The organism is Ascidiimonas aurantiaca (assembly GCF_037646345.1).
GTDB classification, from domain to species: Bacteria; Bacteroidota; Bacteroidia; order Flavobacteriales; family Flavobacteriaceae; genus Ascidiimonas; species Ascidiimonas aurantiaca.
In genome coordinates, this window is the sequence record NZ_JBBEWR010000007.1 from 1 (window position 1) to 24,825 (window position 24,825).

Below are 24,825 nucleotides of genomic sequence, written 5' to 3' on the forward strand. Positions count from 1 at the left end.
TGGCTATCGGCTACAGGTGTACCATAACTGCGCATTATGTAAAGATAGCTTTGGGAAGTCCTGTAGCAAGCCATGTTTTTGATAGCAAAAACCCCTTCACTTTGTTCGGAGGCCGGTAGGAAAAGCCCTTTTAAATGGCTATCTTGGGAGCTGTAAGAACACGTTCTTTGAATATTTTTTTGCGGGGAACCGCCGGGGAAGTATGCCATAGTTGAAAAAAATGCATAAACGTCTATCCTTTTGGGCTGCAACATCAGGGTTACAACTCGAACATCAACGGAGTTGAGAACAACTACCAGACGTTCCAAGGTCAAGAAAGCAACGATGAACTTGATTTAAATTGGTTATCATTTAAATGGAGAAATCACGACCCAGCAATTGGTAGGTTTATGAGTATTGACCCACTTGCGGAAAAGTTCTTTTACAATTCTCCGTATGCATTTAGTGAAAACAAAGTTACAAGTCATTTTGAACTGGAAGGACTTGAAGCTGTATTGGCTATTACAATGGGTAAAGATGTAAGATATCGTGGTGGTATAATAGAGCAAGCAAATTCAGATGCGCAACACGTAAATATACAGTCAGGTGGTGTCAATAGTTTTGTAGATGCCTTTAAAATAGCTTCAGCATCAGACCCAAATGGTATTGGTTTTGTAGCTATTTGGGGACACGGAATACCGGGAAATATTTGGGGAAGTGGTTCGACTGGAAATACCAGTATTTCAACATCTGATTTAAGTGTTCTAAATGATGCTATTAAAAATGGCGATATTTCTTTTGCTGAAAATGCGGTTATTTATATAGGTAATTGTAATGCTGGAACTTGTGGTTCAGGAGACCCTGCATCATTTGCTCAAACATTATCGAATATAACTGGCGTAACGGTAATTGGCGCAAACGACTCTGTTGGATTAGGCTACCCAAATCCGAATCCAGAAAACGTAAATACTATGGAGTTTACGGTATGGGACGCAAGTTCAAAAGAATTTATATCGTTTGACCAAGCTAGCTCTCAAGGAATTGGACCAAGTGTGGATGTTATTGGGTTAATGAATAGAACTCTTAATCCACCAAGAGCCGTAAATACAGTTACACCAGCAGGAATAGCTCCTTTTACGCCACAATTACCAAGTGCTTCGACAACATTCCGAGCGAATGCAGGAGCAGGCGAAGAACAGTTTTACATCAATTTACTTAATGGAAGTAGAGTGCGAAGAGATGAAGTTATGCCTGGTCAGTTTTAAAAATAGACAATTCTGAAAATATGAAAAATTATATAGTAACTGCTTTTATCATAATAACATCAGTACTCTCTTGTAAAAATGAAAGTAAAAAAGCTTCTGCAACATCAGTTCAAATAAATAATTTAGAACAGAAAAAAGAGGTTCAGTCTAATGATATCGTAACTACAAACTTAAAGGTTGATATAAAGAACATTAAGCGACAAGTTGATAATGTTACCACTAGTTTTTTATCTAAAAAGGATACTGAAATTTTTATAAAGAAGCCAAAAGATAATTTTTTTGGAATTTATTACTTGATAAAAGGAGACCCATCTAATGTTGTTGGAAAAATGATTGTTTATGATGATATAAACCCATATAAATATGATAAAAATACAGATGAATTTATTGAAATTAATTTATGGGAAAGAGGTATAAAACTATTTGATAATTCAATAGAAGTAGGTATATCCAAAGAGTTTTTAATGGAAAAGTTAGGTAATAATCCTAAAGTTGAAAATGATATTTTGATCTTTGATGATAAGCCTGTTAGAGGGTTCTTCAAAATCAAAGATGGTTATGTAACTAATATTAAGATAGGTCTTTACAGGGATAGTGCTGTCAATGATGACATATTGAAATATGAATGGTAAAAGCGGTAGTGTCCCAAACGGGTGCTTTAAAGAAAAGTCTGATTTTTTAATTTGATTATGAGTAATTTATATTTGTAATAAGTCTCTTAAAAGAGACGTATTGTGCTCTTTGAAATCCTATACGTATACGTATGATGCGTTGAATCGGTTGGTAAGCGCGAATCACTCGGATCCCAACTATAGTCTAGAATTGGTATAATACGACAAGATGGGGAACATCACAAAGCTGACAAGGAACGGCCACCGGGATGTAAATGCTTCGGGTTTTGAACTCATGGATGATCTTACTTATAGTTGTCAGGGTAACCGGCTACAGGCCGTAGATGATGCCATAGCGGCCAGTGCCGTGACCGCTTTTAGAGACGGGGCCGAAGCCACTACTGAGTACTGGTACGATGGCAACCACGATGGCACCATTACCCAGTGTAGCCTTCCCTAAAAAGGGTAAGGCTACAGATGAGTTTACTTTTTGGAATGCTAAGCTGTTCGCAAGATTCTTATACTTGACTTTTGTATCCTTAGCACAGAAGACAAAAAAAAGAGTTCTATCACATTTTAACGTATTCTCAACAATTAGTGTCATGTTTCATATCACGATATTTTGTAGTTTTATGCTATGAATAGATACCTGTGTATTTTAGTTTTTTTACTGGGGCTTCCGTATGCTTCTTCCCAGGAAATGCAATTGCTTAAAGGGCGCATCACCGATAGCGTTCCTTTAGATGCTGCACCATCAGAAACCTATGCAATATACCTGCCATCTTCTTTTGAGGTTAATAAAAAATGGCCGTTACTTTTTGTATTTGAACCGGAAGGAAAAGGGCGTAATGCCGTATCGGTATTTAGAAAAATGGCGGAAAGGGACGGGTATATCGTTGTAAGCTCTAATGCCATAGGTAATGGTGTTATAAGTGAAAACCTCAAAGCTTTTGACCGTTTGTCTGGCGAGGTATTCAAAAAGCTTCCCATAGACCCGCGAAGGGTATATACAGCAGGACTCGCAGGAGGCGCACGCCTGGCAACTTCTGTAGCGATTGCCACCAAAAAAATGGATGGGGTTATTGCCTGTGGGGCTCTTTTTTCTTCAGACCCTTCTACTTTTCCCAGACTCCGAAAAACCTATTTTATAGGGATTACCGGCGAAGAAGACTATAATTATGCCGAAATGCGATGGGCACACGATTATATGTCTCAAAACTCGATCCCTAATGAATTGTTCATATTTGAAGGAGGGAACGAATGGCCGCCTCAGCATATTATTGAAAGGGTTTTTGATGCTATCAAACTCAGACTCATGAAACGGGAGGTACTCCCTGTAAATATGGATACTGTTACTGCACAATATAACAGGAAGTATAAGGCGGTCGCAAAAATGCTTCAAATAAATAAAAAGGTGAGAGCAGTAGAAATGCTGGAAGATATGCGAAAGAACTATAAACCTTTTTTTGATACCGATAGTATTCGCAAGCAGATACGTGCCTTAAAAAAGGATAAAGTGTACCGTACTTCTTTATACAGGGAAAACAAGGCACTTATCAACGAATCTGATTTACGCATAAACTATATTGAACTTTTGCTGGAAGATCTTGAAAAAATAGAAATGGATAAACTGGGGTGGTGGGAATTTGAAAACAAAAGACTGGACAGCCTTGTAAAAGATACCGACCCTTATAAAAGCAAAATGGGAAAACGGTTAAAGTCGCTACTATATGCTGCCGGTAAAGAAGCCGCTTCAGGTTTTAAAGGAGATAAGGAGACAGAAGAATGGCTGTTTATACAAATATTTACATCTCTTGCCAATCCGGAAGATACTGAAGTCCTTATGGAGATCATACAATATGCAACCAAAAAAGTTTCTTATGATATCGCCCTGTATTATACGGAACTATTGTTTAAAACCGGATTTCAGGATCTGGAAAAGTTTGAATCGCTGGAAGGAGCCTCTTTGTTTTTTCTGAGTCCTGAGTATGCCGAACTTAAAGAAAAATACTTTTCGGTACCTGCGAAAAGTAATGATGGTTAGTTTATAAGGTAAAGCTTTTAATTCAGAGAAGATAACTGTATGCTGTTTTAAGCACAAGAAAAACAAGCAGAAACCAATAACGGGCCCGGGAATGTTTACTTTGCGATACAGCAACCAATACGAATGTGCCTGCCAGATACAACCATCCATACTGCCAAATAGTGCCAAAAGAGAAAAGGAGTACTCCTGTAAGGATGCTCCAGAAGCCGGTTTTTTTCATTCTATGGCGTATCCCATAGGATTGCATACAGGTAAAGGCCATAAAAGCTGTGAAACTGGCTAAAGTGATCCCGACAAAAAGCAAATACTTTTGCGTTTCGCCAAATAGTGCCAACAGCAAAGCAGTTACCAGCGGATACTTAAATGCCGGTAAAAACAGATGTCTTAATGACCAACCCGCCAGAACCCTATACAGGAGGTCATTTACCATAAAAAAAACAGCCAGTACTACTGCGATTATCGGGCTTATAAAAAGAAAGATGGTTATAAAAACGATTACTATCGCTACCCAGATGATGGTTAGCAGCTTTCGGCATTCCTTGTGTTTAAAAATATAGTTTTCCGCAGCAGAGGTATTGGTCATCAGGTCTTCATACCATTGCATTAAGAACAGAAAAAAGAATACGGGCAGTAGTGGGAGCAGTATTTTATCAGCCACTAAAGGATATCCGCCGGCATACAGAATAAGGAACAACGACCATCCCGAAAGAGGAAGGATACGCATACGCTGCTTGAGATAAATGATAAGTACCTTCATGTACCACTTTTTTACAAAGGTACATATCTGTGACCATTGTGGCTATTCAAGTCACCTGAGGGAATAATGGGTTTTATGAGTAGAAAGTTTTCTGTTACGAAACAGCCTCTTTAATACGTTTCAGGGCTTCTTTTAGCTCGGCTTCTGAAGCTGCATAGGAAATTCGTATACATTGCGGGTTGCCAAAAGCTTCTCCGGTTACTGTAGCTACATGGGCTTTTTCCAAAAGAAACAAAGCAAAATCGCTGGCATTAGTGATCGTTGTACCTTTAATGGTTTTTCCAAAGAAATGAGAGATATCGGGAAAAACATAAAATGCCCCTTCAGGTACGTTTACTTTAAAGCCTTCTATCTTATTTAAAAGATCGAGCACAAGGTCCCGTCTTTTATGAAACTCATCTATCATGTACTGAATACTGCTTACAGGGGCTTCCAGTGCCGCAATGGTAGCTCTTTGGGCAATGGCATTGGCACCACTGGTCACCTGTCCCTGTATTTTGTTACAGGCTCTTGCGATCCATTCAGGTGCTCCCATATAACCTATGCGCCATCCCGTCATGGCAAAAGCTTTTGAAACCCCATTAACTGTTACAGTGCGGTCAAACATACCTTCTATACCGGCAATACTAACATGGCGGGAGCCGGTGAAATTGATGTGTTCGTAGATCTCATCGGATACGATATAAATATCCGGATATTTTCTGAGTACCCGGGCCAATGCTTCCAGTTCTTCACGGCTATAAACCGAACCACTGGGGTTACAGGGAGAACTGTACCAAAGCATTTTGGTTTTTGGGGTAATGGCTGCTTCGAGCTGCTCAGGTGTTATTTTAAAATCACTTTCTATAGAGGTGGTTACCTGAACCGGAACTCCTTCTGCCAGTTTTACGATGTCTGAATAACTTACCCAGAAAGGAGCGGGTATGATCACTTCATCTCCCGGATTGATAACTGCCAGGGCCACATTGGCCAGTACCTGCTTGGCTCCGGTAGATACCACAATTTGAGAGGGAATATATGCAAGCTGGTTGTCTCTCTTAAACTTAGTGATAATGGCTTTTTTTAGGTCGGTATAACCATCTACCGGCGGATAACTGTTATAATTATCATGAATAGCCTGAACGGCCGCTTCCTTAATGAATTCAGGAATATTAAAATCGGGCTCACCTAAGCTCAGGCCTATAATGTCTTTGCCTTCTGCTTTTAGTTCTCTGGTTTTTGCAGCCATCGCCAGGGTAGCCGAGGTGGCCATTTTTATAACTCTGTCTGAGAGTGCTTGCTTCATGTAGGTACGTTTTAAAATACTTTAAGAAAATTGTAAATCAGGTTTTCGGCCAAGTTCTTTTAAGTGTTTAAAATGTGAAATTATAGCTTTTCTGGTAGTTTTATATTCGTTGTAAGGAAGATTAAATTCTTTCGCAGTTTGTTTTACGATCTTGGATATCTTTGAATAATGTACATGACTGATGTTGGGGAAAATATGATGTTCTACCTGGTGATTGAGCCCACCGGTGTACCAGTTTACCAGTTTGTTTTTTGTAGAAAAGTTGACCGTGGTAAACAATTGGTGAATGGCCCAGGTATTTTTCATGGTACCACTTTCATCTGGTAGTGGTGTTTCTGCTTCTTCTATAACATGAGCTAGTTGAAAGATCACACTTAAGATCAATCCGGCAGTGTAATGCATCACAAAAAAGCCGATCAATATTTTCCACCAGGCAATATCCAGAATAACCATAGGTACAATGATCCAGATCGCTGCATAAATAATCTTGGTAATAATAAGAGTACTCCACTCTTTAGCGGGGTTTGGGAACTTACCGTAAGACAATTTGGCGGCCATGTACCTTTTCATCTGAGAAAAGTCGCTCACAATGGCCCAGTTCATGGTCAATAACCCATAAAGAAGTACTGAGTAATAATGTTGAAAACGATGGAACCTCCGCCAGCGGGCATGATTGGAAAAACGTATTAGGTCCCCATTTTCCAGGTCTTCATCGTGGCCGTGAATATTAGTGTAGGTATGGTGCAGTACATTGTGTTGTACTTTCCAGTTATAAACATTCCCGGCAAGAATGTAGATACTGCTGCCCATAAGCTGGTTGAGCCATTTTTTAGAAGAATAGGAACCGTGATTGCCATCATGCATTACATTCATGCCCACACCGGCCATGCCAATACCAATAACTACGGTAAGTAGTAATTGTAACCACTGGTTCATGTCAAGTGTGAGAATCAGAAAATAAGGGGTAAGGAATATAGAGAACATAATAACTGTTTTTAGATACAGTTTCCAGTTCCCGGTTCTTTTGATGTTATTTTCTTTAAAGTAGGTATTAACACGCTGATTAAGGGTTTTAAAAAATTGTGTAGAATCTCTTCTTGAGAATCGTACCGTAGGATTTGCCATAGCTTTAATTACGATTTTTTAAATGTAAATTATGTAATAATGTCAAAAGTAAGCATTTCAGCTTTCATTTGGTATTTAATAAATATTAAAAAAATGGTTTAAAAGAGTATTTTTGTACTTCTTAGTAAAGACCATGGAAGATTTGGAACGTTACTTTCCCGAACTAAGCCTGCATCAACTGGATAAATACCGGCAATTACAGCCTTTGTATGAAACCTGGAATGCCCTGATAAATGTAATTTCCAGAAAAGATATAGAGCATTTGTATGAACGTCATGTATTGCATTCTCTGGGAATTGCAAAAGTACAGCCTTTTTTGCCCGGAGCTTCTGTGCTGGATGTAGGTACGGGAGGCGGTTTTCCTGGGATACCCCTGGCCATTATGTTCCCTGATACCCATTTTGTACTCATTGATGCTATTGCAAAAAAAATAAAAGTAGTGGAAGCAGTGGCTTCTTCTCTGGGAATTAACAATATACAAGCCCTTCACATTAGGGCCGAAAATGTAAAAGAAGAATTTGATTTTGTGGTGAGCAGGGCGGTGACACAAATGCCGGATTTTGTGAAATGGGTACACAAAAAAGTTAAAAAGCAATCATCTCATCAGTTAACAAATGGGATATTGTACCTAAAGGGAGGAGATCTTACCGAAGAGTTGTCTTCTTTTCCCCAAGCCGGGCAATATCCACTTTCTTCATATTTTGAAGCGCCTTTTTTTGAAACTAAAAAAGTGGTACATCTTCCTTTGTCAACAACCCATCGCCAAGCATAAAAATACCCCCAAACAGTGTTTAACTTTTTGGGGGCACTTCATAAAAGGAAGTTGTAATATATATATGGTACAGATCCCTATTTTCCTAAAAACGGATAACGGTAATCTGAAGGAGAAACAAAGGTTTCTTTTATAAGTCTTGGTGATACCCATCGAAGCAGGTTTTGTGCAGACCCGGCCTTATCGTTTGTTCCTGAAGCTCTGGCCCCGCCAAAAGGCTGCTGCCCTACAACCGCTCCGGTAGGTTTGTCGTTTATATAAAAATTACCGGCACTGTTTTGCAAAGCAATACTGGCTTCTTCAACTGCATAACGATCTATAGAAAACACGGCACCGGTGAGTGCATATTCAGAAGTTTGATCTAACAGTTGCAGCGTTTCTGCCCAGGCATCATCTTCATAAACATATACAGTCACAACCGGGCCAAATAACTCGGTAGTCATGGTTTTATATTGAGGGTCTGAGGTTACAATTACAGTAGGTTCAATAAAATATCCTTTAGACTTATCATATCCCCCACCTGCAAATACAGAAGCTTCTTTGTCTTCTTTTGCCTGGTCAATATAACCGGCAAGTTTATCAAACGACCTTTCGTGAATTACAGCCGTAATAAAATTACTCATGTCTTCCGGGCTTCCGGGTTTGTTAAAAGATGCAATGTCTTCTTTTACAAAGTTCAGTACATCATCGGCCATAGATTTAGGCAGATATACTCGGGAAGCAGCACTACACTTTTGCCCCTGGTATTCAAAAGCACCTCGTGTAATAGCCGTAGCTACCTGTTTTGCATTGGCGCTGGGGTGTGCTATTATGAAGTCTTTCCCTCCTGTTTCACCAACAATACGCGGGTATGTTTTATAGGTGTGAATGTTATTGCCTATTTTTTTCCAAAGTTCTTTGAAGACAAATGTGGAACCTGTAAAGTGAATTCCGGCAAAGTCAGGACTGTTTAATACTGTATCGGTGATCATTACCGGGTCTCCATAGACTACATTAATAACGCCATCGGGCAAGCCAGCTTCTTTAAATATATCCATGATCACTTTAGCAGAAAATATTTGATGATCACTGGGTTTCCATACAACTACATTACCCATCATGGCTGCACTTGATGTGAGGTTACCGGCGATGGCTGTAAAGTTAAAAGGAGAGATTGCATATACGAACCCTTCCAGGGGACGATATTCTACACGGTTCCAGATACCTTCGGAAGATTCAGGTTGCTCATCATAAATACGGGTCATGTATTCTACATTAAACCGTAAGAAGTCTATAAGCTCACAGGCAGCATCAATTTCTGCCTGAAAAATGTTTTTAGACTGCCCTATCATGGTTGCCGCATTTATTTTAGCCCTGTATGGTCCGGCAATTAATTCGGCGGCTTTCAGAAAAATGGATGCTCTGTGTTCCCAGCTAAGATTTGCCCATTGTTCCCTTGCTTCCAGTGCATTGGAAATTGCCTTTTTGACATGGGTTTCTTCCGCAAGATGATAATGACCTACCACATGGGTGTGATCATGAGGGGGCGTAATCGGCCGGGTGTTGCCCGTACGTATTTCTTCCCTGCCTATATAAAACGGGATATCGACACTTGCATTATAATAGTCGCTGTACTGTTTTAGTACCTCTTCTCTTTCCGGAGTTCCCGGAGCATATGATTTAACGGGTTCGTTCACTGCAACAGGAACGTGAAAAAAACCTTTCCCCATAATTGTTATTTTTTAAAATTTAATCGCCGCAAAGGTACTAAATACGAAGTCTTTATTTAAGTAATTAATCGTTAAATACGAAAAATCTTAGTTAAGGGCAAAGGGAGCACAAAGTTTAAAAGTAGGGATAAAAACCCTGAACTTCTTGGTAGAAGTAAAATTGATCATATTGTAATGGCCTCTCATCGCTCCAATAGGAGAAGTAAGAAGGCAACCTGAACTGTAGGTATGGGATTCCCCTGGTTTAAGAACCGGTTTTTTACCTATAACGCCTTCACCATCTACAATTTCCAGATTATTGAGAGAATCAAATATTTTCCAGTGCCGTGAGGTTAACTGAACAGAATCTTTACTGTTATTTTCTATGGTAATACGATAGCCAAAAGCAAAATGCATTTTGTAGTTTTTGAAGAAAGTGCCTTCAAAACTGGTCTCTACAGAAATCTTAATACCTTTGGTTACTTGTGTAATCATTTAAATATTTGAAAAATTTAGTTTAGATCAGGATAACGGAACTCAATAAAAGAAAAACGGCTCCTATTGAGCTTAAAAGTATAAACATTACATTCAAAAATACAAATTTTATTATTGTTAACAGGCGCTTTTGCCCATAAAATTTTCTTAAGGCTTTATAAATATAAAACATGAAAAACAACACAAAGAACCCGGACAGATCCAAACCGGAAATCATGTCTATGATAGCAGGGATGAGTAAAATGAAAAAAAACATGGTTTGGGTATGAAAAACGAATACGAGATGCTCCATGTAGGAGTACTTCTTTTTTGAGTAGATAAGCCATATGAAAAAAGTAAATACCGGGAGGAAAAAGAAAGCGATGATAGGGAGTTTGGAAAACAGATATTCATATAAAGCCTGCGGGTTCTCAAACAGTTGCCGGGAAGTAGCCGATTTTTTATACAACCACTTATTCCAGGCAGATTGCCTGTGCCCTAGGTCAGTTAATGCACTATCTATGGCATTAATTTTTTTATCCTGATAGTGTTTTTCGTAAATGGTCAATTTTTCCAGGGTCCTGTCAGTAAAGCTCATGGTGTCTAATACATCTTCACTGTAAAAAGTATTGCTAGAAGTTTCTACAGAATCCTGTGATGAACCGAACAAAGTAAAATCTTCACTTATATTTTGGTGTAACGGGTTAATACTGTTTATGTTTTCAAGCTTATTAGCGAGCCCGTACAGTAAAAAGAAAACAATGGAAACGCTTAAATAAAACCGAAAGGGATTGGCGTACTGCATACGTTTCCCTTCAATGTATTCTTTCGATATGATACCGGGTTTGAAAATAAGAGAATGTAATGTTTTCCTAAGACGTGAATCGTATGAAATGAAACTTGAAAAGAACTCACTGAAAAAATCGCGTATGCTTAACTTTTTATTGCTGTTTAGCTGTGCACAATTGGAGCAATATTTGTCGCTCACATCCAAAGGATAATCGCAATTAAGGCATTTGGTGTTCCTGTATTTAAAAGAAGAACGCCCTTCAGGTTTCATAAAAGGTGTGGTTTTGGTTGGTTTGATAAATATACGAATATACTTAATTTGAAATAGTGGCAGAATTAGCAGTGCCAATTCCTATAATACTGTCGTACATACCGCCAAAATCCCGGTAATACACAATAATCAGGTACTGGTTCTCCGTTTGAAAATGATTGCCGGACAGTTTGTTGAAATTTATTTTGCCCTGCTCGTTTACTACTACATACTTGTAATTATAAAACCCCTGTTTTAAAAGTATATCTGTTTCCAGCATTTTATTATTCTCGTTAAATGTCATCAGGTTTTCTTCATTCAGCTCGTAATTGTTGAACTTGCCAAACACATATACCCGGTCAAGGCCAATACGGTTGTTGTATTCAAAACTGAAATGCACCCGGGTGTAATCGCTTTCTGTGCTAATATCCTGAACATCCAGGTTACGCACCTGGAAATCGCCATTTACATCTGGATTGTACGTGTATGCAAAGTCTGTACGATCTCTGTCTGTAAATAAATAATGGTGATAGATATCTTCCAGTTCTACCCTGTAAATACCGTTGCTGGCAGTTCTCAGGTCTTTGGTATCAAAAAAGATGTATTCATTGCCACCTGCAAAGGCAACTTCTTGGTCATAACGATAAATAAGCTGATTTCCGGAAAAGAACTGAGGCCTGATATCATTAATAGCTCCCGGCCAGTAATAATTTTGTATTAGGGTTACTTTTACTTCCTGCTGGGGGTTTACCAGGTTAGCGCCTCCCGTATTCACTACAAGTTCGAGTCTTTGGTGTGTGTTAATTGTACTAAGGTCACGGCTTCTTTTTACTATAGCACCTACGTTTACGAGATCTTTGTAAATAATAAACCTCCTTGAAAAAACAAGATTGTCACGATTGTCATAGATCTCTATCATATAGTTTCCGGTAATAGTAAACCCTGTGAGATTATTAGGGAGAGTAAGTGTATAATGCGAAAAAGGTTGCAAGGTGTTATAAGAATTGTAGTAGTCTATAATGCGTTGATTGTCCAATCCCCTCAAGTATTGTTGTTTTAATAGTTTGGAAGGGGTCCAGTCGTAATTACAGTGAATGATTTTGTAATAATAATCATTCTCTGCGGCTGTAAGATCATCAAAAGTAAGAGAAATGCGTTCACCTTGCCTGATTATAGGGAATTGATCTCCTTCATTACTGCTTTTAAAGACAATAGAACGAATATGAGCGGGCGGATTTACTTCATATTGTATCTGTGCATATGAAAAAAACACGGGGCACATAAGAAGATAAAGTAAGAATTGTTTAAGTTTTTTTTGCATGACTGTGTGATTCCTTAAAACAAAGATAAACAAATTGAAAACCCTTGTTTTCCCGGGGGTGATTTACCATAAATTTATAAATATTTATTAGGGAAACAATCTTTTTAATTTGTAAATTTGCCCGAATTTTGAGTTAACCACTATTCTTAAAAGATTTTAAAGACATGTCCAACGACATCCGCATTAGAAAGGGCTTAGATATTAAGCTAAAAGGTGTTGCAGAAAGAAAGATTTCCGAAGCGCCAAAATCAAAATTCTTCGCAATAAAGCCTACCGATTTTCATAACGTAACTCCTAAAATGGTGCTAAAAGAAGGTGCCAGAGTAGAAGCAGGCGATGAGTTGTTTTTCTCAAAATACAGTGAAAAAGTAAAGTTTGTGGCGCCTGTTAGCGGAGAGATCAAAGAAATTAAAAGAGGCGCAAAAAGGAGAATACTTGAAGTGATCATTGAAGCAGATAAGGAAGTGGCATACAGGGATTTTGGAAAAAAAGACCCGATGGCCATGAATGCTGATGAGGTGAAGGAACACCTCCTTATTTCAGGTTGCTGGCCTTTTATAAAACAACGTCCGTATGACATTATCGCAAATCCGGACGATACCCCTAAAGCCATCTTTATTTCTGCATATGCATCTGCACCCTTGGCGGCTGAAGTAGATTTTACACTTCAGGGAAGAGAAGAAGACTTTCAGGCGGGAATACATGCCATTTCAAAACTTACTGAAGGGAAAGTTCATCTTACAGTTCAAAAGAATGCCAATTCCTTTTTAACCGGTGTTAAAGGTGTTGATCTTCACAAAGTATCAGGGCCACACCCTGCCGGAAATGTGGGAGTACATATTCACCATATCGATCCCTTAAATGCAGGAGAACGGGTATGGGTGGTCAATCCTGAAGATGTAGCTATTATAGGAGCAATTTTCAGAACCGGACAGTTCAAAGCAGAACGTATTATTGCAGTAGCCGGTTCGGAAGTAAAAAAGCCCGGATATTATAAAGCAATTATAGGGTCTCAGATATCTTCTTACATATACGATGCAGGAATACATACTCCCGATAATATACGTGTTATTTGCGGAGACGTACTCACCGGAGATTCCGTTTCTCCAGACGGATTTCTTAGTTTTTACACGACTACTTTATCAGTAATTCCGGAAGGGGCATCCTATCGCATGTTCGGATGGCTTCCTTTTAAAGACAATAACATACCGAGTATGTCTAAAACATCACTTTCATGGTTGTTCCCGAATAAACGTTATGAGGTGAATACGAATCTTAACGGAGAAGAAAGAGCTCTCGTAGTTACCGGTGAAATGGAAAAAGTAATGCCAATGGATATTTTTCCCATGCAATTATTAAAAGAATGTATGGCAGGAAATATTGAAAAAATGGAAAATCTGGGTATCTACGAAGTAGCTCCGGAAGATTTTGCACTGGTAGATTATACATGTACATCAAAAATAGAGGCACAGGAGATCATAAGGGAAGGCCTGGACCTGATGATTAAAGAAGTTGGTTAAAAATCAGAACTATGAATTTTTTAAGAAAAAAAATAGATCAGCTAAAAAAACCGTTTGGTAAAGGTGAGAAATGGGAAAAGTTCGCTCCTGCCGTAAACGCATTGGACACTTTTCTGTATGTGCCCAACCACACTACAAAAACCGGAGCTCACATTAGAGATGCGGTGGACCTTAAAAGAACAATGATCACCGTAGTGATAGCTTTGATCCCTGCACTTTTTTACGGTATTTATAACACAGGTTACCAGTACCTTGTACAAACCGGAGCCGAATTTACATTCATGGAGGCCTTTACTCACGGGCTCTGGAAAGTACTGCCCATGATCGTAGTTTCCTATGGAGTAGGTCTGGCTATAGAATTTGCTTTTGCCGTATATAGAGGTCATGAAGTAAATGAAGGGTATCTCGTTACCGGTTTATTGATACCTATGGTGATGCCGGTTGACATTCCTCTCTGGATGGTAGGGGTTTCCGTTGCATTTGCAGTACTTATAGGTAAAGAAGCCTTTGGAGGTACAGGAATGAATATCCTGAACCCCGCGTTAACAGCTCGTGCATTTGCTTTCTTCGCATATCCAACATATATGTCCGGTAACAAAGTATGGGTATCAGAAGCTTCTGAAGTAGATGCCATTTCCGGAGAGACCATTTTAGGCTACCTGGCACAAGGTAAAGATGCCATAGTAGCAGAGAGTTATGACATGTGGAGCATGTTTGCCGGTTCTATACCCGGTTCTATAGCCGAGACTTCTGTACTTTGGATTCTTGCCGGAGCAGCTATTCTTATACTTACCGGGGTAGGTAGCTGGCGAATTATAGTAGGTGGTGTTATTGGAGCCGCTTTTATGGGATTCCTTTTTAATCTTTGGGGTGCCAATGCCTTAATGAGTTTTCCCTGGTACCAGCATTTACTGGTAGGTGGTTTTGCATTTGGTGTTGTTTTTATGGCTACAGATCCGGTATCTGCCGCCCAAACCACCAAAGGAAAATGGATATACGGTATATTAGTAGGTGTTTTCTGTATAATGATCAGGGTGTTCAATCCCGCATATCCCGAAGGAGTAATGCTGGCCATACTTCTCATGAACGTATTTGCTCCTACCATAGATCATTATGTAATTGATGCCAGTATAAAAAGGAGAAAGAAACGTTTGGCAACTAAACTTAAAACCGCTTAATTATGAACAGGGATAGTAATACATATACATTTCTATTTGCTGCCATTATGGTATTTGTAGTAGCAACAGGTCTGGCCCTGGCAGCTACCGGTCTTAAAGATAGGCAGGATGACAATATCCGCAAGGAGAAAATGCAGAATATACTGGCAACCATAGGAGTAGAAGTAGATAGAGAAGAGGCCGAAGTGAAGTATAAAGAATATATAAAAGAAGAAATCACTTTGAGACAGGGAGGTGTAGTTGATGAAACCGTAAATGCTTTTGGAGTAGAGCTTAACAAAGAACTCAAAAAACCTCTTGAAGAGCAGTATTTCCCTCTGTATGTTGCCGAAATTGACGGGACTACTTACTACATTGTACCTCTTAGAGGAGCAGGTCTTTGGAATGCTATTTGGGGTTATATATCCCTTAAAGATGATATTAATACCGTAAAAGGTGTTTCCTTCGATCATCAGGCAGAAACTCCCGGGTTAGGTGCTGAAATTACCCAGAGTTGGTTTAAAAAAAGATTTGAAGAAGAAAAAATACTAGATGAATCGGGTGAATTTGTTGGAATATCTGTTGTAAAAGGATATAGCGGAGGAAATGATAAATCAGACAACGCAGTAGATGCCATTTCGGGAGCAACCATAACCGGAGACGGAGTTACTGATATGATAGCTGAGCGTTTACAGCACTATCTTCCTTATTTAAAAAAACAAAAATCGCAAGTAGCATTAAAATAAATCAGTCATGGCTAAGAACAAAGAAGAAATAAAAGAGCCTGTCGTTCTGTTCGTAGCAGAAGAGAAAGAACCTCTCTTTTCAAAAAAGAACAGAAAACTGCTTTCAGATCCATTAAATGATGACAATCCTATTACCGTTCAGGTTTTAGGAATATGTTCTGCACTGGCGATTACGGTTCAGTTAAAGCCTTCCATAGTAATGGCCCTCGCCGTAGTAGCTGTAATGGCTTTTAGTAACGTAACCGTATCTCTTTTACGAAACCTGATCCCTAATCGTATTCGAATTATCGTGCAGCTTGTCATAGTTGCTGCTCTGGTAATTCTCGTTGACCAGGTTTTAAAAGCATTTGCATACGATGTAAGTAAACAACTTTCGGTTTTCGTTGGACTCATTATTACCAACTGTATCGTAATGGGTAGGTTAGAAGCATTTGCCCTGGGTAATGGGGTATGGAAATCCTTTCTTGACGGGATAGGGAATGCTGCAGGTTATGGATTCATACTTATTTTAGTGGCATTCTTCAGAGAACTGTTTGGTTCCGGAAAACTTATGGGGTATGAAGTACTCGGGCATAAAGGAGCGACTCTGGCAGAATCTACCGGTTTATACGCTTTAGGTTATGAAAACAACGGTCTTATGTTACTCTCACCGGCAGCTCTGTTGGTAGTGGGGATCATTATTTGGATACAACGTTCAAGAAACAGGAAGCTAATAGAGAGAAACTAGCCTTCGGCTTAAAAATATCACGTTATGGATTACGTAAATTTATTTGTAAAAAGTATTTTCATAGAGAACATGGTCTTCGCGTATTTCTTGGGGATGTGTTCATATCTGGCCGTATCAAAAACCGTAAAAACCGCGGTTGGTCTCGGTGTAGCAGTAATTTTTGTGTTAGGTATTACTGTACCTATTAATTACTTGCTTGATAATTACCTTCTCAGGCCCGGAGCACTTACTTGGCTAGGAGAAGAATATGCCAGTATTGACCTTAGTTTTCTTAGCTTCATCATGTTTATCGCCGTAATTGCTTCTATGGTGCAACTGGTAGAAATGGTTGTAGAGAAATTTGCCCCTGCTTTGTATGGAGCATTGGGGATCTTCCTGCCGCTTATTGCAGTAAACTGTGCTATATTGGGAGGCTCATTATTTATGCAGCAAAAGGACTTTAGTGGCCTTTCAGAAGCAGGGGTGTACGGAGCAGGTTCCGGAGTAGGTTTCTTCCTCGCCATTCTTGCTATTGCAGCCGTTCGGGAAAAAATAACATACTCAAATGTTCCCGCGCCGCTTAGAGGGCTCGGTATAACCTTTATTATTACCGGCCTTATGGCACTCGGTTTTATGAGTTTTATGGGAATCAAATTATAATCTTTTAGAACAAAAAATATGGATTATTCAGTAATCATTGCAAGTTTATTAGTTTTCTTATTGCTGATCTTCACGTTGGTAGCTGTTTTGCTGGGAGCAAAAGCAAAATTGGTGCCTTCAGGTCCTGTTACTTTACATATTAACGGGGAGAATGATGTAGAAGTTTCTTCAGGAGGTACACTGTTATCTACTCTGGGCAATAATAAAATATTTCTCCCTTCAGCATGTGGTGGCGGAGGTACCTGTGTTCAATGCAAATGTAAAGTGCTGGAAGGCGGTGGCGAAATATTACCTACCGAAGCCCCTCATTTTACCCGTAAAGAAATAGCCGAAGGTTGGAGACTTGGATGCCAGGTAAAAGTAAAACAGGACATGGTTATTGAGGTTCCTGAAGAAGTGTTTGGTATTAAAAAGTGGGAAGCCGAGGTGGTTAGAAACTATAATGTGGCTTCATTTATCAAAGAGTTTGTAGTAAGGTTACCGGAAGATATGGACTATGAAGCAGGTGGTTATATACAGATTGAAATACCCCCTTGTGAGATCAAATATGAAGGTATGGATATTACCGCTCACCCCGAGGAACATGATGACCCCATGAAGTTTAAGCTTGAATGGGATAAATTCAACCTTTGGAAACTGGTAATGAAAAATACAGAAACTGTAGAAAGAGCCTATTCTATGGCTTCCTATCCGGCAGAAGGGCGAGATATCATGCTAAATGTACGTATCGCCACCCCGCCGTGGGACAGAGCTAAGAATGACTGGATGACTGTAAACCCGGGAATTGCTTCTTCTTATATTTTTAATCTTAAAAAAGGAGACAAGGTAATTATTTCAGGGCCTTACGGAGAGTTCTTCATTAATCACAGTGAAGCAGAAATGCTTTATATTGGAGGTGGTGCCGGCATGGCTCCTATGCGTTCTCACCTGTACCATCTGTTCAAAACACTCAAAACCGGCCGAAAAGTAACTTATTGGTACGGTGGGCGTTCCAAAAGAGAGCTGTTTTACCTGGAGCACTTTAGAGAACTGGAAAGAGACTTCCCTAACTTTAAGTTTTATGTAGCACTTTCAGAGCCTCTACCTGAAGATAACTGGAGTGTTAAAGACGGCCTGGAAGGAGAAGGTGACGGCTTTGTAGGGTTTGTGCATCAGGTAGTAATAGATAACTATCTGTCTGAGCATGATGCTCCCGAAGATATAGAATTCTATTTCTGTGGGCCCCCGCTTATGAATAAAGCCGTAGAAAAAATGTGTGATGATTTTGGTGTACCTCCCGAGAATGTTCGTTATGATGATTTTGGAGGGTAAATGTAGATACTATACAAAACCGATACTTTTCAAAGTATCGGTTTTTTCTTCTTGAGTCTGTACTTTTAAACAATAAAGAACCCAAATACAAAACGATGGAAGTCCTAAATGCACAAGAGTTACATAACCTTGCTATGAACGTAGTAGGGGAAGACCTGGAGGCACAGGGCTATGAATTTCTGGCAGTAAACAGTACACTTAAAAAAGACCCGCAATTTGTATGCTTAAAGAACAAAAAGCTACATTTTGTAGTAGTAAAAGCAGTGGCTTATCCCGAAAACCCTGCCAATGTGGATTTTGTTTATATGGAGACCATAAAAGAACACGCATTAAAATTTAAGGCTCGTACCTATTTTGCCGGAGTAGGTATAGCCAATGCTTCCGATTATGAAAAACCCGTTATTAAAAATCAGGAATATGTGGTTAACTATCAAGGACTTGTTGAGATCTAATCTTTTTTACCTATGTTTGGTGGCTCTTTTCATTGCTGCCTGCGAAAAAGTGTCTAAAGAACCTGTGATGAAACAGGAAAATGGCTTTGCACTGGGAACTACATACAGCATTAAATATGAAGTGCCGTCAGACACCATAGACTTAGGAAATGCCATAGAACAGGTTTTTACCGTTGTCAATAACTCAATGTCCACATATTTGCCAACTTCACAGGTATCCCGGGTAAATCGCGGGGACTCTGCCGTGGTCGTTGACAGCTATTTTCAGGAGGTGTACCACATGTCTAAAAAAATTTGGGAAGAAACCGAGGGGGCTTTTGACCCAACGGTGGGAAGCCTGGTAAATGCATGGGGTTTTGGGCCTGAAGAAGCTATTAAAAATATACAACAGAGGCAGATAGATAGTATTCTTCAACTTGTGGGGATGGATAAAGTGAAGCTCACGGAAAAGGGTACCATTATCAAAAAATCACCTCATGTTTTCCTTGATTTTAATGCGATCGCCAAAGGATATACTATTGACCTTTTAGGGGCTTTGCTGGAAAGTAAAGGGATCGAGAATTATCTTATAGAGCTGGGGGGTGAGATACTTACACGGGGAAAAAACACCCGACTCGTAAAAAACTGGGTAGTAGCTATAGACCATCCTTTGCAGCAGGAGAATGAACGCAAGCTTATTGCCAAAGTAAAACTGGAAGATAAGGCAATGGCTACTTCAGGAAACTATCGTAAGTATCGCGTAGATGATAAAACAGGAGAATTGTATGTACATATCCTCAATGGAAAAACCGGATATCCCCAGAAAAGCAATGTATTGAGTGTTTCTGTGGTTGCCCCAACCTGTATGGAAGCAGATGCTTATGCCACAGCTTTTATGATCATGGAACTCGATAAGACTAAGGCACTGCTAAAAAGGCTACCTCATGTAGAAGCTTATATTATTATTTCTGATAAAGAAGGTGATATTCAAAAATTTGTTACCAGAGGATTTCAGGAATTGTTAATTGAGTAAATATAATTTACTTTCTTCCTTATTTTCGGGGTTTTACACATACCGGTAAGATCTCTCCCTGGGCGAGCCGGTACCGGTCAACCTCTTTTGGGCTCATGCCGGCTGTATAATCTACTTCATTTACAGTAAAACCAATGTTCCTCAAAATATCGAAATAATCTTTACCATATACCCTTACATGGTCATATTGCCCAAATATTTTAGCTCTTTCTGCCGGATCGGTAATCGTATCATCTTGAAAGGTATGGTCTCTTTCCAATTCCTGAGGGACCTGAAAAATACCAATACCTCCTGGTTTTAATACTCTAAATAGCTCCTGCAGGGCCTTACGGTCATCCGGTATATGCTCGAGAACATGATTACACAGTATCATATCAAACGTGTTTTCATTAAAAGGGAGATCGCAAATATCTGCTTTTACATCTGCGAGAGGAGAAAAGAGATCGGTAGTAATATAATCAAGGTTCTTTTGTTTTTTGAAACGTTTGTAAAAAGCCTGTTCAGGAGCAAAATGGAGCACTTTTTTGGGAGCTTCAAAAAAGTTGGTTTCATTTTGCAGATAAAGCCACAATAGCCGGTGCCTTTCGAGAGATAATGTGCCTGGTGCGAGTACATTTTCACGGGTTTTTTGATAGCCGTAAGGAAGAAAAGAGCGGTAGCTCTTACCGTCAATAGGGTCTGTAAAACGGGATCCTCTGTAAAATTGTGATAAAAAGGGTTTTGCCAGATAGCTTAATCGTATAAGCCAGGGACGGGGAATTACATTCAGTACTATTCTGAATATTTTTTTCATGCTACGCAATTAAAAAGCCCCTTATTGTTATAAAACCAATGTTTCCTGACGAAACTCCGCTTCTTCGTCGCTTTTAATACCCAAAGCTTCATATACGTACGCAAAAGTAGATAAAAGTTCAGGTTTGCCGTTTACCATCGCGATATTATGTTCAAAATGTGCACTGGGTTTTCTGTCTGCCGTAATTATGGTCCAGCCATCTTTAAGCTGGTGTATTCTTCGGGTACCCATATTGATCATGGGCTCTATGGCTACTACCATGCCTTCTATGAATTTTTTACCCTTTCCTCGTTTTCCGTAATTAGGCATTTCAGGCGCTTCATGCATTTTTTTACCTAAACCGTGTCCTACAAGTTCACGAACAACCCCGTATCCTTCTTTCTCACAATATTGCTGAATAGCGAAGCCTACATCTCCTACACGGTTTCCTGCTTTGAATTCTCTAATGCCTACGTAAAGGGATTCTTTGGTAACCTGAAGTAACTTTTTGGTTTCAGGGGCAACTTCGCCTATTTCAAACGTATAAGCATGATCTCCATAAAACCCATTCATGAATGCTCCGCAATCTACTGAAACGATATCTCCCTCTTTAAGAGGTTCATCTGTGGGCAGGCCATGAACCACCGCTTCATTTACACTGGTAAGCAGAGTGGATGGGCAATTATAAAGTCCGAGAAAACCGGGTTCTGCACCCTGATCTCTTATAAATGCTTCCGCCAGTTTATCAAGTTGCTTGGTAGTCACTCCGGGCTTTAGTTCGGTAGCCAGCATCCCAAGTGTTTTTGAAACTACCAGAGCACTTTTCCTCATCAATTCAATTTCTTCCGGAGTTTTTTTAATTATCATTTCTAGGTTTTTCTTATGTTCTTTATCAGGACGGCAAAGATACAAAATTAATGAACCACGGTAGCTCCCGGAATACCTCCTGCATGATCCTGGTTTTTTATTAAATTTTAATCTGAATATGCATGTTTGTATGCTTTGCCACTCAAAATAGCAACCATATCTTTTTCTAAAGATTCCATAGGGTACTCTACGATACGGTTTATTTCTTTACCGTTTTTGTAAAAAATGAAGGTAGGTACATTGGTTATGTTTAACCCCTTTTCATATTTCTCAGGGGTATCTTTGGACTGCGACATAGTAATTAATGTTATGTTTTTGTCCTTAAGGCCGGTGGCATCTGCAATTTTATAAAAATGCGGGGTTTCTCTTTTACTGTCTTCGCACCAGGTGCCCATAAAAATGGTTACTTTAATTCCTTTTAAAAGAGGGGTAAGTGTTTTAAGCATTTCTTTATCTACATCATAAGTGTCATAACGGGAAGTAAACCACGAGCGGTAAGGTGCTTTTGTAAGGCTTTCTCTGTTTTGCTTTCCCAAAAGGATGTCCTCTTCTTGAATCTTCGCTTTAAGAAAATCTTTTTCAATGATTGTACTTTTTGAACCCATTAAAAATACGATTGTGAGTAAGAAAAGCATTTTTTTCATAATATGAGAGATTTTAAATTCATCGTTTCCGGTATTTCGATACCCATCATTTTAAGTATGGTGGGCGCTATATTCCCCAATACGCCGGGATTAATCTCTTTAATATCGGGATCCACAAGAATTAGAGGAACCGGATTGGTGGTATGTGCAGTATGGGGGCTGCCATCTGGGTTTATCATGACGTCACAGTTTCCGTGATCTGCAATTACCAAAATACTATATCCGTTTTCAAGTGCTGCAGTAATCACTTCTTTTGCGCATATATCTACGGTTTCACAGGCTTTTATAGCTGCATCCATATTTCCGGTATGCCCCACCATATCCGGATTGGCAAAATTAAGACATATAAAATGAGTATCCTGTTGTTGTAATCTGGGAATAATGGCATCCCTTATTTCAAAGGCACTCATTTCGGGTTTAAGATCATAGGTTGCCACTTTAGGAGAAGGGCAAAGAATACGCTCTTCACCTTGAAAGGGTTCTTCACGCCCACCATTAAAGAAAAAAGTAACATGAGGGTACTTTTCGGTTTCGGCAATACGTATTTGTTTTTTACCTGCATTTTGAAGTATCTCTCCCAGTGTATTGCTTATATTTTCTTTGTCATAAACCACATGCACCTTTTCAAAAGTATCATCATAGTTGGTCATGGTAACATAATACAGTGGCAGTTTGTGCATATTATATTCATGCATGTCTGCCTGACTTAATACTTGTGTAAGCTGGCGACCACGATCTGTTCTGAAATTAAAGAACACCACCACATCACCTTCTTTAAGTTTAGCAACTGGTTCATTTTGAGAAGTGTGCATGACAATGGGTTTTATAAACTCATCGCTAATTCCGATATGATAACTTTCCTGTAGTGATTTTTCGGCATCCCGGGAAGGGGTTCCTGCTCCATTCACAATAAGATCATAAGCCAGTTTAACGCGTTCCCAGCGCTTATCACGATCCATGGCATAATAACGGCCTATAATGGTGGCAAGCTTCGCAGGGCCGCCCTCAATATGCGATAGAAGGTCTTTTACAAAACCTTTTCCGCTGTGCGGATCTACATCTCTACCGTCTGTAAACGCATGGATATAGATATTATTAAGATCAGATGCTATAGCGGCATCAATAAGCCCTTTTAAATGGTCAATATGGGAGTGCACTCCTCCGTTGCTGAGAAGTCCCATAAAATGAACAGCCTTTTTATTATTGCGGGCATATGCAAAGGCATCTGTAAGGGTCTTTTCGTTTTGTAAGGTTCTGTTTTTTACGGTGAGGTTAATTTTAGCAAGATCCTGATAGACTATACGCCCTGCGCCCAGGTTCATATGTCCTACCTCACTATTTCCCATTTGTCCTTCGGGAAGCCCCACGTTCATACCGTCTGTACGGAGTATGGTATTTGGGTATTTTGTATAAAGAGAATCTATAAAAGGGGTGTTGGCCTTATCTATGGCAGATACTTCGGGATCGTTAGCAATTCCCCAACCATCCAATATCATTAACATTACCTTTTTATTCATAGTTGCCATTGTTTGCGCAAATATACAAATAGTATATAGTTAAGCTAATTTGTTAGTGCGGTAACAGCCTTATAAGTAACAGGCAATCTGTTACTTCAACAGGACGACGCTTCTTGCCATTTTTTAAATAAAGGTGGCCTGTGTTAAGAAAAATGTTAATAAAACAGGGCTCAATCGTTAAAATTATGTTATATAACAGTTTTTAATGAAACAAATTTCAATAAACACAGTCAATATAAGTAGCAAACCATTTATTAAAAACATTCATCATGAAAAAATCAGTAGTTATTTTAGGGGTTGCTTTACTTTCCTTATCAGGAGGTTTGTATGCAGCTGAAAAAGTTAAAGAAGTGAAAACCAATGTAGAGTTGGTGGGTCCGGAAGTTAGTGAGTTCTGCCTTGCTATTGTAAAGGGAGATTTGAAGAAAGTAGAGAAATTTATTGAGATGGGTACCGATGTAAACAAGAAGTCTAATGGTATGACGCCTGCTATGTATGCGGCCCGTTATAACAGATGTGATATTCTCAAGGTGTTAATCAAACATGGAGCCAACTTAAACACCAGATCTTCATCCGGACACAATGCTTTGAAGTACGCGGAACTTTCCGGAGCTATCGAAGCGGTACAAGTTATTAAGGAGAGCCTGAGTAAGAAGGTATGATCGAAAAGAAAGTGCTTTCCTTAAAAATACCCCGGCATTGCCGGGGTATTTTTTGTTTTTTCAAAAGGGTCTAAAAAGTGTATCCTGTAACTACTCTGTAAACAAAGGCATAAAGCACGATACTTATACAGATAAAACAAAGCCAACTCATAGACTTAAGAATGGCTACTGCGGGATTTCCTCCAATTCCTTTAAAAGCGTCAACATAAAGTTCTTTAAAAAGTAGAAATATCTTCATACACAATATTTTAAAAATTAAACATGAACAATTCTAAAGCATGTTTAGTATTTTAAACTTTGATAAGATATTAAGAAATAAAAGGGGCGAAAACAGCCATTTTTCAGTAGGTGTAGTGCAAAAAGGTGAGGGGCATTTATATAACAAATGTAGCGTACTCCACGAATGTGCCCAAAATTACCTCAGCCTAATTTTAGATTT

The 24,825-nt window shown here is 39.2% G+C and carries 27 protein-coding genes; 14 read left to right on the plus strand and 13 right to left on the minus strand.

Annotated features, from left to right (window positions below; all coding sequences use genetic code 11):
* Nucleotides 1-314 (minus strand): hypothetical protein (locus tag WAO84_RS08730; protein WP_340065170.1); only part of this gene is annotated, 314 nt, incomplete at its 3' end.
* Nucleotides 315-389: 75 nt separating this feature from the next.
* Here WAO84_RS08730 and WAO84_RS08735 point away from each other — a divergent pair.
* The 4 genes from WAO84_RS08735 to WAO84_RS08750 all read left to right on the plus strand — a co-directional run bounded on the left by WAO84_RS08735 (nucleotide 390) and on the right by WAO84_RS08750 (nucleotide 3,899).
* Nucleotides 390-1,244 (plus strand): hypothetical protein, encoded by an 855-nt coding sequence (locus WAO84_RS08735; protein ID WP_340065171.1) that lies wholly within the window; start codon nucleotides 390-392, stop codon nucleotides 1,242-1,244.
* 20 nt (nucleotides 1,245-1,264) lie between these two features.
* Nucleotides 1,265-1,876 (plus strand): hypothetical protein, encoded by a 612-nt coding sequence (locus tag WAO84_RS08740; protein WP_340065172.1) that lies wholly within the window; start codon nucleotides 1,265-1,267, stop codon nucleotides 1,874-1,876.
* 208 nt (nucleotides 1,877-2,084) lie between these two features.
* Nucleotides 2,085-2,315, plus strand: a complete 231-nt coding sequence (locus WAO84_RS08745; RefSeq protein WP_340065173.1) for a hypothetical protein — start codon at nucleotides 2,085-2,087, stop codon at nucleotides 2,313-2,315.
* Between the two features lie 177 nt (nucleotides 2,316-2,492).
* Nucleotides 2,493-3,899, plus strand: coding sequence for a hypothetical protein (locus WAO84_RS08750; protein WP_340065175.1), 1,407 nt, complete (start codon nucleotides 2,493-2,495; stop codon nucleotides 3,897-3,899).
* 22 nt (nucleotides 3,900-3,921) lie between these two features.
* Here the strand turns inward: WAO84_RS08750 and WAO84_RS08755 are convergent, their stop codons facing one another.
* From WAO84_RS08755 to WAO84_RS08765, 3 genes are all read right to left on the minus strand, one after another.
* Nucleotides 3,922-4,656, minus strand: a complete 735-nt coding sequence (locus WAO84_RS08755) for a hypothetical protein (RefSeq protein ID WP_340065176.1) — start codon at nucleotides 4,654-4,656, stop codon at nucleotides 3,922-3,924.
* 94 nt (nucleotides 4,657-4,750) lie between these two features.
* Nucleotides 4,751-5,941, minus strand: a complete 1,191-nt coding sequence (locus WAO84_RS08760; RefSeq protein ID WP_340065177.1) for a pyridoxal phosphate-dependent aminotransferase — start codon at nucleotides 5,939-5,941, stop codon at nucleotides 4,751-4,753.
* Nucleotides 5,942-5,962: 21 nt separating this feature from the next.
* Nucleotides 5,963-7,066, minus strand: a complete 1,104-nt coding sequence (locus tag WAO84_RS08765; RefSeq protein ID WP_340065178.1) for a fatty acid desaturase family protein — start codon at nucleotides 7,064-7,066, stop codon at nucleotides 5,963-5,965.
* A gap of 133 nt (nucleotides 7,067-7,199) precedes the next feature.
* On the opposite strand from WAO84_RS08765, the gene rsmG reads away from it, so the two are divergent.
* Complete coding sequence (gene rsmG, locus WAO84_RS08770; RefSeq protein ID WP_340065179.1) at nucleotides 7,200-7,838, plus strand: 16S rRNA (guanine(527)-N(7))-methyltransferase RsmG; 639 nt, start codon at nucleotides 7,200-7,202, stop codon at nucleotides 7,836-7,838.
* A 77-nt stretch (nucleotides 7,839-7,915) separates the two neighbouring features.
* On the opposite strand, the gene pruA is transcribed toward rsmG, so the two are convergent.
* From pruA to WAO84_RS08790, 4 genes are all read right to left on the minus strand, one after another.
* Nucleotides 7,916-9,547, minus strand: a complete 1,632-nt coding sequence (gene pruA, locus WAO84_RS08775; RefSeq protein WP_340065180.1) for an L-glutamate gamma-semialdehyde dehydrogenase — start codon at nucleotides 9,545-9,547, stop codon at nucleotides 7,916-7,918.
* An 87-nt stretch (nucleotides 9,548-9,634) separates the two neighbouring features.
* On the minus strand, nucleotides 9,635-10,021 hold the full coding sequence (apaG, locus tag WAO84_RS08780) for a Co2+/Mg2+ efflux protein ApaG (RefSeq protein WP_340065181.1): 387 nt from the start codon (nucleotides 10,019-10,021) through the stop codon (nucleotides 9,635-9,637).
* 22 nt (nucleotides 10,022-10,043) lie between these two features.
* Nucleotides 10,044-11,060, minus strand: coding sequence for a DUF3667 domain-containing protein (locus WAO84_RS08785; RefSeq protein ID WP_340065182.1), 1,017 nt, complete (start codon nucleotides 11,058-11,060; stop codon nucleotides 10,044-10,046).
* Nucleotides 11,061-11,103: 43 nt separating this feature from the next.
* Complete coding sequence (locus tag WAO84_RS08790) at nucleotides 11,104-12,360, minus strand: type IX secretion system plug protein (RefSeq protein WP_340065183.1); 1,257 nt, start codon at nucleotides 12,358-12,360, stop codon at nucleotides 11,104-11,106.
* Between the two features lie 164 nt (nucleotides 12,361-12,524).
* On the opposite strand from WAO84_RS08790, the gene WAO84_RS08795 reads away from it, so the two are divergent.
* From WAO84_RS08795 to WAO84_RS08830, 8 genes are all read left to right on the plus strand, one after another.
* Complete coding sequence (locus tag WAO84_RS08795; RefSeq protein WP_340065185.1) at nucleotides 12,525-13,880, plus strand: Na(+)-translocating NADH-quinone reductase subunit A; 1,356 nt, start codon at nucleotides 12,525-12,527, stop codon at nucleotides 13,878-13,880.
* 11 nt (nucleotides 13,881-13,891) lie between these two features.
* Nucleotides 13,892-15,058: an NADH:ubiquinone reductase (Na(+)-transporting) subunit B gene (locus WAO84_RS08800; RefSeq protein ID WP_340065187.1), complete on the plus strand. Its 1,167-nt coding sequence runs from the start codon at nucleotides 13,892-13,894 to the stop codon at nucleotides 15,056-15,058.
* A 2-nt stretch (nucleotides 15,059-15,060) separates the two neighbouring features.
* Nucleotides 15,061-15,783 carry an NADH:ubiquinone reductase (Na(+)-transporting) subunit C gene (gene nqrC, locus WAO84_RS08805; protein ID WP_340065188.1) on the plus strand — a complete coding sequence of 241 codons (723 nt, stop codon included), beginning with the start codon at nucleotides 15,061-15,063 and terminating at the stop codon, nucleotides 15,781-15,783.
* A 7-nt stretch (nucleotides 15,784-15,790) separates the two neighbouring features.
* The gene (locus tag WAO84_RS08810) at nucleotides 15,791-16,510 is read left to right on the plus strand and encodes an NADH:ubiquinone reductase (Na(+)-transporting) subunit D (protein ID WP_340065189.1); all 720 of its coding nucleotides are present in this window, start codon (nucleotides 15,791-15,793) and stop codon (nucleotides 16,508-16,510) included.
* Between the two features lie 24 nt (nucleotides 16,511-16,534).
* A complete protein-coding gene (gene nqrE, locus WAO84_RS08815) occupies nucleotides 16,535-17,149 on the plus strand; it encodes an NADH:ubiquinone reductase (Na(+)-transporting) subunit E (RefSeq protein ID WP_340065190.1) in 615 nt (204 codons plus the stop codon).
* 18 nt (nucleotides 17,150-17,167) lie between these two features.
* Nucleotides 17,168-18,460: an NADH:ubiquinone reductase (Na(+)-transporting) subunit F gene (gene nqrF, locus WAO84_RS08820; RefSeq protein ID WP_340065191.1), complete on the plus strand. Its 1,293-nt coding sequence runs from the start codon at nucleotides 17,168-17,170 to the stop codon at nucleotides 18,458-18,460.
* A gap of 95 nt (nucleotides 18,461-18,555) precedes the next feature.
* On the plus strand, nucleotides 18,556-18,912 hold the full coding sequence (locus WAO84_RS08825; protein WP_340065192.1) for a Na(+)-translocating NADH-quinone reductase subunit F: 357 nt from the start codon (nucleotides 18,556-18,558) through the stop codon (nucleotides 18,910-18,912).
* 67 nt (nucleotides 18,913-18,979) lie between these two features.
* Nucleotides 18,980-19,924: an FAD:protein FMN transferase gene (locus tag WAO84_RS08830; protein ID WP_340065193.1), complete on the plus strand. Its 945-nt coding sequence runs from the start codon at nucleotides 18,980-18,982 to the stop codon at nucleotides 19,922-19,924.
* A 19-nt stretch (nucleotides 19,925-19,943) separates the two neighbouring features.
* Here WAO84_RS08830 and WAO84_RS08835 read toward each other — a convergent pair whose 3' ends face one another.
* The 4 genes from WAO84_RS08835 to gpmI form a co-directional block, all read right to left on the minus strand.
* Complete coding sequence (locus WAO84_RS08835; RefSeq protein WP_340065194.1) at nucleotides 19,944-20,717, minus strand: class I SAM-dependent methyltransferase; 774 nt, start codon at nucleotides 20,715-20,717, stop codon at nucleotides 19,944-19,946.
* Between the two features lie 27 nt (nucleotides 20,718-20,744).
* The gene (gene map / locus WAO84_RS08840) at nucleotides 20,745-21,563 is read right to left on the minus strand and encodes a type I methionyl aminopeptidase (RefSeq protein WP_340065195.1); all 819 of its coding nucleotides are present in this window, start codon (nucleotides 21,561-21,563) and stop codon (nucleotides 20,745-20,747) included.
* A gap of 107 nt (nucleotides 21,564-21,670) precedes the next feature.
* Entirely contained in the window at nucleotides 21,671-22,207 is a 537-nt protein-coding gene (locus WAO84_RS08845; protein ID WP_340065196.1) for a thioredoxin family protein, read from the minus strand.
* Nucleotides 22,204-23,724 carry a 2,3-bisphosphoglycerate-independent phosphoglycerate mutase gene (gene gpmI / locus WAO84_RS08850; RefSeq protein WP_340065198.1) on the minus strand — a complete coding sequence of 507 codons (1,521 nt, stop codon included), beginning with the start codon at nucleotides 23,722-23,724 and terminating at the stop codon, nucleotides 22,204-22,206. Before gpmI ends, WAO84_RS08845 begins: the two co-directional genes overlap by 4 nt.
* Before the next feature lie 269 nt (nucleotides 23,725-23,993).
* On the opposite strand from gpmI, the gene WAO84_RS08855 reads away from it, so the two are divergent.
* The gene (locus tag WAO84_RS08855) at nucleotides 23,994-24,386 is read left to right on the plus strand and encodes an ankyrin repeat domain-containing protein (RefSeq protein ID WP_340065200.1); all 393 of its coding nucleotides are present in this window, start codon (nucleotides 23,994-23,996) and stop codon (nucleotides 24,384-24,386) included.
* 70 nt (nucleotides 24,387-24,456) lie between these two features.
* Here the strand turns inward: WAO84_RS08855 and WAO84_RS08860 are convergent, their stop codons facing one another.
* The gene (locus WAO84_RS08860; RefSeq protein ID WP_340065202.1) at nucleotides 24,457-24,624 is read right to left on the minus strand and encodes a DUF6747 family protein; all 168 of its coding nucleotides are present in this window, start codon (nucleotides 24,622-24,624) and stop codon (nucleotides 24,457-24,459) included.
* Between the last annotated feature and the right edge of the window lie 201 nt (nucleotides 24,625-24,825).

What these genes read in the sequence shown, in the direction of transcription:
- WAO84_RS08735 (WP_340065171.1), top strand. Translation starts at nt 390, where the DNA reads ATGAGTATTGACCCACTTGCGGAAAAGTTCTTTTACAATTCTCCGTAT.
- WAO84_RS08740 (WP_340065172.1), top strand. Translation starts at nt 1,265, where the DNA reads ATGAAAAATTATATAGTAACTGCTTTTATCATAATAACATCAGTACTC.
- WAO84_RS08745 (WP_340065173.1), top strand. Translation starts at nt 2,085, where the DNA reads ATGGGGAACATCACAAAGCTGACAAGGAACGGCCACCGGGATGTAAAT.
- WAO84_RS08750 (WP_340065175.1), top strand. Translation starts at nt 2,493, where the DNA reads ATGAATAGATACCTGTGTATTTTAGTTTTTTTACTGGGGCTTCCGTAT.
- WAO84_RS08755 (WP_340065176.1), bottom strand. Translation starts at nt 4,656, where the DNA reads ATGAAGGTACTTATCATTTATCTCAAGCAGCGTATGCGTATCCTTCCT.
- WAO84_RS08760 (WP_340065177.1), bottom strand. Translation starts at nt 5,941, where the DNA reads ATGAAGCAAGCACTCTCAGACAGAGTTATAAAAATGGCCACCTCGGCT.
- WAO84_RS08765 (WP_340065178.1), bottom strand. Translation starts at nt 7,066, where the DNA reads ATGGCAAATCCTACGGTACGATTCTCAAGAAGAGATTCTACACAATTT.
- rsmG (WP_340065179.1), top strand. Translation starts at nt 7,200, where the DNA reads ATGGAAGATTTGGAACGTTACTTTCCCGAACTAAGCCTGCATCAACTG.
- pruA (WP_340065180.1), bottom strand. Translation starts at nt 9,547, where the DNA reads ATGGGGAAAGGTTTTTTTCACGTTCCTGTTGCAGTGAACGAACCCGTT.
- apaG (WP_340065181.1), bottom strand. Translation starts at nt 10,021, where the DNA reads ATGATTACACAAGTAACCAAAGGTATTAAGATTTCTGTAGAGACCAGT.
- WAO84_RS08785 (WP_340065182.1), bottom strand. Translation starts at nt 11,060, where the DNA reads ATGAAACCTGAAGGGCGTTCTTCTTTTAAATACAGGAACACCAAATGC.
- WAO84_RS08790 (WP_340065183.1), bottom strand. Translation starts at nt 12,360, where the DNA reads ATGCAAAAAAAACTTAAACAATTCTTACTTTATCTTCTTATGTGCCCC.
- WAO84_RS08795 (WP_340065185.1), top strand. Translation starts at nt 12,525, where the DNA reads ATGTCCAACGACATCCGCATTAGAAAGGGCTTAGATATTAAGCTAAAA.
- WAO84_RS08800 (WP_340065187.1), top strand. Translation starts at nt 13,892, where the DNA reads ATGAATTTTTTAAGAAAAAAAATAGATCAGCTAAAAAAACCGTTTGGT.
- nqrC (WP_340065188.1), top strand. Translation starts at nt 15,061, where the DNA reads ATGAACAGGGATAGTAATACATATACATTTCTATTTGCTGCCATTATG.
- WAO84_RS08810 (WP_340065189.1), top strand. Translation starts at nt 15,791, where the DNA reads ATGGCTAAGAACAAAGAAGAAATAAAAGAGCCTGTCGTTCTGTTCGTA.
- nqrE (WP_340065190.1), top strand. Translation starts at nt 16,535, where the DNA reads ATGGATTACGTAAATTTATTTGTAAAAAGTATTTTCATAGAGAACATG.
- nqrF (WP_340065191.1), top strand. Translation starts at nt 17,168, where the DNA reads ATGGATTATTCAGTAATCATTGCAAGTTTATTAGTTTTCTTATTGCTG.
- WAO84_RS08825 (WP_340065192.1), top strand. Translation starts at nt 18,556, where the DNA reads ATGGAAGTCCTAAATGCACAAGAGTTACATAACCTTGCTATGAACGTA.
- WAO84_RS08830 (WP_340065193.1), top strand. Translation starts at nt 18,980, where the DNA reads ATGAAACAGGAAAATGGCTTTGCACTGGGAACTACATACAGCATTAAA.
- WAO84_RS08835 (WP_340065194.1), bottom strand. Translation starts at nt 20,717, where the DNA reads ATGAAAAAAATATTCAGAATAGTACTGAATGTAATTCCCCGTCCCTGG.
- map (WP_340065195.1), bottom strand. Translation starts at nt 21,563, where the DNA reads ATGATAATTAAAAAAACTCCGGAAGAAATTGAATTGATGAGGAAAAGT.
- WAO84_RS08845 (WP_340065196.1), bottom strand. Translation starts at nt 22,207, where the DNA reads ATGAAAAAAATGCTTTTCTTACTCACAATCGTATTTTTAATGGGTTCA.
- gpmI (WP_340065198.1), bottom strand. Translation starts at nt 23,724, where the DNA reads ATGAATAAAAAGGTAATGTTAATGATATTGGATGGTTGGGGAATTGCT.
- WAO84_RS08855 (WP_340065200.1), top strand. Translation starts at nt 23,994, where the DNA reads ATGAAAAAATCAGTAGTTATTTTAGGGGTTGCTTTACTTTCCTTATCA.
- WAO84_RS08860 (WP_340065202.1), bottom strand. Translation starts at nt 24,624, where the DNA reads ATGAAGATATTTCTACTTTTTAAAGAACTTTATGTTGACGCTTTTAAA.